The following is a 2,954-nucleotide window of genomic DNA, read 5'->3' as shown; positions in this document are numbered from 1 at the left end:
TAAATATACTCAAAAAAGCTACGATAGGGCATATCGGAAGCTGGTCGTTAGACCTAAACGCTTGGGGAGATTTAAGCTCTATTTTGGTTGGTAGAAATACCTGCTAAGACAACTTGAGTCAGTGAACCAAGAATCCCTCGCATAAGCGCGACGGGAGTGTCAACATTGACATTAACTTATCAAAGTCAATCCTTGAATGTTTCGGGTCTCTTGGATACTGGTTCTAGTGTTAATGTGTTGCCTTATGAAATGGGTTTAGCTTTAGGTGCAGTCTGGGAAAATCAAAGGCTATCTCTGCCATTAGGAGGTAATTTAGCTAGATTTGAAGCTGGTGCATTGGTTGTTAAAGCTACTGTTGAGCAATTCCCCGCCGTAGATTTAGCCTTTGCTTGGACACAAGATAAATATGCGCCGCTAATACTAGGACAGATGAACTTCTTTCTTGCCTTTGATGTCTGTTTTTACAGATACGACTTAGCATTCGAGATTAGTCAAAAATAGTTTGACTGGAGAAAAAATATGTGCGTTACATTTCATTAACTAAGCAACCAGCGATCGCAGTTTCACCTCAAGCGATCGCCCTATGAAAAGAGATTAATTTGTCTAAAGATTTGCTAAACTGAGGACAATAATCGCTTATTTTCAAGGTGTTAACTAAATGTGGTGGCAAAGTTCTCGGTTAGACCGTATTGAAGCCAGTCTAGAGGCAAGTCAGCAGCGAATAGAGCGAATAGAAAGCAATATTGACAGATTAGCAGCAATCAGTGAGGCAACGAATCGGCGTATTGATCGGTTTGTGGAAGCTACTGCTCAACAAATGGAGGAATCTAAGGCTCGTATTGACCAACTGCAACAAGGGATGGAACAGCTTCAGCGTGCAGTTGGCTATTTTTTAAGTCAGGACGGTAACTAACGATCGCCTTTTCAAAAATCAAAAAACCCCGTTAGCTTACAATCACTTGCTTCAATGAATGAGCATGGTACTACGGCTAGAGAAAAAAGAGGTGCGTTACATTTCATTAACACACCCTACCAGATCGGCGTACTGCTACGCAGTTCCTTCGGCATCGCACCACGGCTAGAGAAAAAAGAGGTGCGTTACATTTCATTAACTACAAGATCGGCTAATTTCAAGGATTAATCTGTGAGATTTTGGTGATGTGAGGAGCTCCTTGTGGTGGTTTATAAATATAGACCAGTACTACGAGATCAGGTGCGTTAGGATAAACAACTTTTCCTTTACATAAAAAGCAGTAATTCATCCCCGCAACAACCTGAGTTGCAAAGGCCAATGGGGTGTATTCTACCCCAACAAAACCTTTTAAAGCGGCGTCAAATACATTTTTTGCGGATTCAGTTATAGCAAAACTAAAAGCGGTCCATTCACCAGATGCGTATGACATAATATCCACCTTTTCGATGGTCGCATACATGATATGCCCGAAACTGTTGCGACCTTCCAGTCGCGAGCGTATTCTCAGTATTTATTATACAGCAAATTTCCGAATAACAATCCTCAGAGTAACGATATGTAAACACTCTCGACATATCATACTAAATTCGTTTATTAAAGACTGATTATATATTTTCCCTTTTGCCTCTTGCCTCTTGCCTTTTGCCTGTCCTCATAATTAGCCTAAACTCAACGGATTTAGTAAGCTAAACGGCTTTTACTTCGGATCACCGATATAGACTCCAAAAGGGTTATAGCTATTGGATCATGCAGGTTAAGCGCCGTTTAGCTTATTAGCACCATCGCAGCGAACTTTTCCGCATATCATAACCAAAAGCGTATTAGCCAGAGCATATCCCTAACAACAAACTGAAATAAAATAGACTTTTCGGGAAGTCTAGCACTACTTGCTTCAGTCCACCCCACAATTACCTAATTTTCGGGGAAAAAGTGCCTAAAATTTCCCCTTGATCGCTCTTATGTTCGGCACTTTTTGAGGGCAAAAAAATCTAAAAATCTTAGCCAACAATGTTTTTAGATTTATTCAGCCAACCCTAAGTTAAATTTTGAGTTGATCGATTAAATCGCGCATAATTTTGGCCGAATTATGTAACTGTTCCGTTTCTCTGGGACTGAGAGCAAGATTCAGAGTTTTAATTACTCCTTTCTCGTTAACCACCGAGGGAATACTTAAACACACATCTTTGAGACCGTATTGACCATCGAGGAGAGTGCTAATAGTGAGAATTCTTTCTTGGGAACGTAAAATCGCTTTAACGATATCCGTGGTAGCTAAACCGATCGCATAGCTAGTATAACCCTTGCGTTTGATAATTTCATAGGCGGCGTTTTTAACCTGAAGAAAAATTTCTGTTAAGCTTTCTTGGTCGGCCGCGCTTAAATCCTGCCAATCTCCTTCTAGTAACCTTGCTCCTCCGATATTGGCCGAACTCCAGACAGCAAGCTCACTATCCCCGTGTTCACCGATAATATATGCGTGGACGTTACGCGCATCTACATGGAGTTGGGTGGATAAAAGAGAGCGTAAACGGCCAGAATCTAGCACCGTACCCGAACCAATCACCCTAGAAGGCGGAAAATGGGTTATTTTCAGGGTAACATAGGTCATGATATCGACGGGATTACTCACCACCAAAATCAAAGCACTGGGGCAGTAAACAGCCACATCCTCCAGAATACGGCGAAAAATCGCCACATTTCGCTCAAGGAGATGTAATCTGGTTTCTCCCTCTTTTTGGGCGGCCCCGGCAGTAATAATCACCACATCGGCATTTTGTCCCACATCGGCCACGGTTCCCATTTTCAAGTCTGTGGGTTCAATAAAAGGCATTCCGTGCCTTAAATCCATCACTTCCCCTTCGACTTTATCCGTGGCGATATCTTGCAGAATTAATTCATCAAAACAGTCTTGAATTAACATCGAGTAAGCGCAGGCCATCCCCACCTGACCAACACCGATAATTACCCCCTTGCGAGGACG

General features: G+C 42.1%; 4 protein-coding genes. 2 read left to right on the top strand and 2 right to left on the bottom strand.

Annotated features, from left to right (window positions below; all coding sequences use genetic code 11):
- The first annotated feature begins 156 nt into the window (after positions 1-156).
- Complete coding sequence (locus tag PX482_RS06855) at positions 157-501, top strand: pepsin/retropepsin-like aspartic protease family protein (RefSeq protein WP_288094002.1); 345 nt, start codon at positions 157-159, stop codon at positions 499-501.
- A 157-nt stretch (positions 502-658) separates the two neighbouring features.
- Positions 659-913 carry a hypothetical protein gene (locus PX482_RS06850; RefSeq protein WP_002755102.1) on the top strand — a complete coding sequence of 85 codons (255 nt, stop codon included), beginning with the start codon at positions 659-661 and terminating at the stop codon, positions 911-913.
- A gap of 217 nt (positions 914-1,130) precedes the next feature.
- Here the strand turns inward: PX482_RS06850 and PX482_RS06845 are convergent, their stop codons facing one another.
- Both PX482_RS06845 and PX482_RS06840 read right to left on the bottom strand, forming a co-directional pair.
- On the bottom strand, positions 1,131-1,433 hold the full coding sequence (locus PX482_RS06845; RefSeq protein ID WP_002763207.1) for a hypothetical protein: 303 nt from the start codon (positions 1,431-1,433) through the stop codon (positions 1,131-1,133).
- Between the two features lie 579 nt (positions 1,434-2,012).
- The coding region (locus PX482_RS06840) for an L-lactate dehydrogenase (RefSeq protein WP_288122235.1) at positions 2,013-2,954 on the bottom strand (942 nt) is incomplete at its 5' end.

This window comes from Microcystis sp. M53602_WE12, assembly GCF_030065455.1.
In the GTDB taxonomy this organism is placed as follows: domain Bacteria; phylum Cyanobacteriota; class Cyanobacteriia; order Cyanobacteriales; family Microcystaceae; genus Microcystis; species Microcystis aeruginosa.
This window is presented reverse-complemented; position numbering and strand designations above follow the sequence as displayed.

Bases quoted from the DNA above. Each gene is read 5' to 3' on its own strand.
- PX482_RS06850 (WP_002755102.1), top strand. From the start codon at position 659: ATGTGGTGGCAAAGTTCTCGGTTAGACCGTATTGAAGCCAGTCTAGAG.
- PX482_RS06845 (WP_002763207.1), bottom strand. From the start codon at position 1,433: ATGTATGCGACCATCGAAAAGGTGGATATTATGTCATACGCATCTGGT.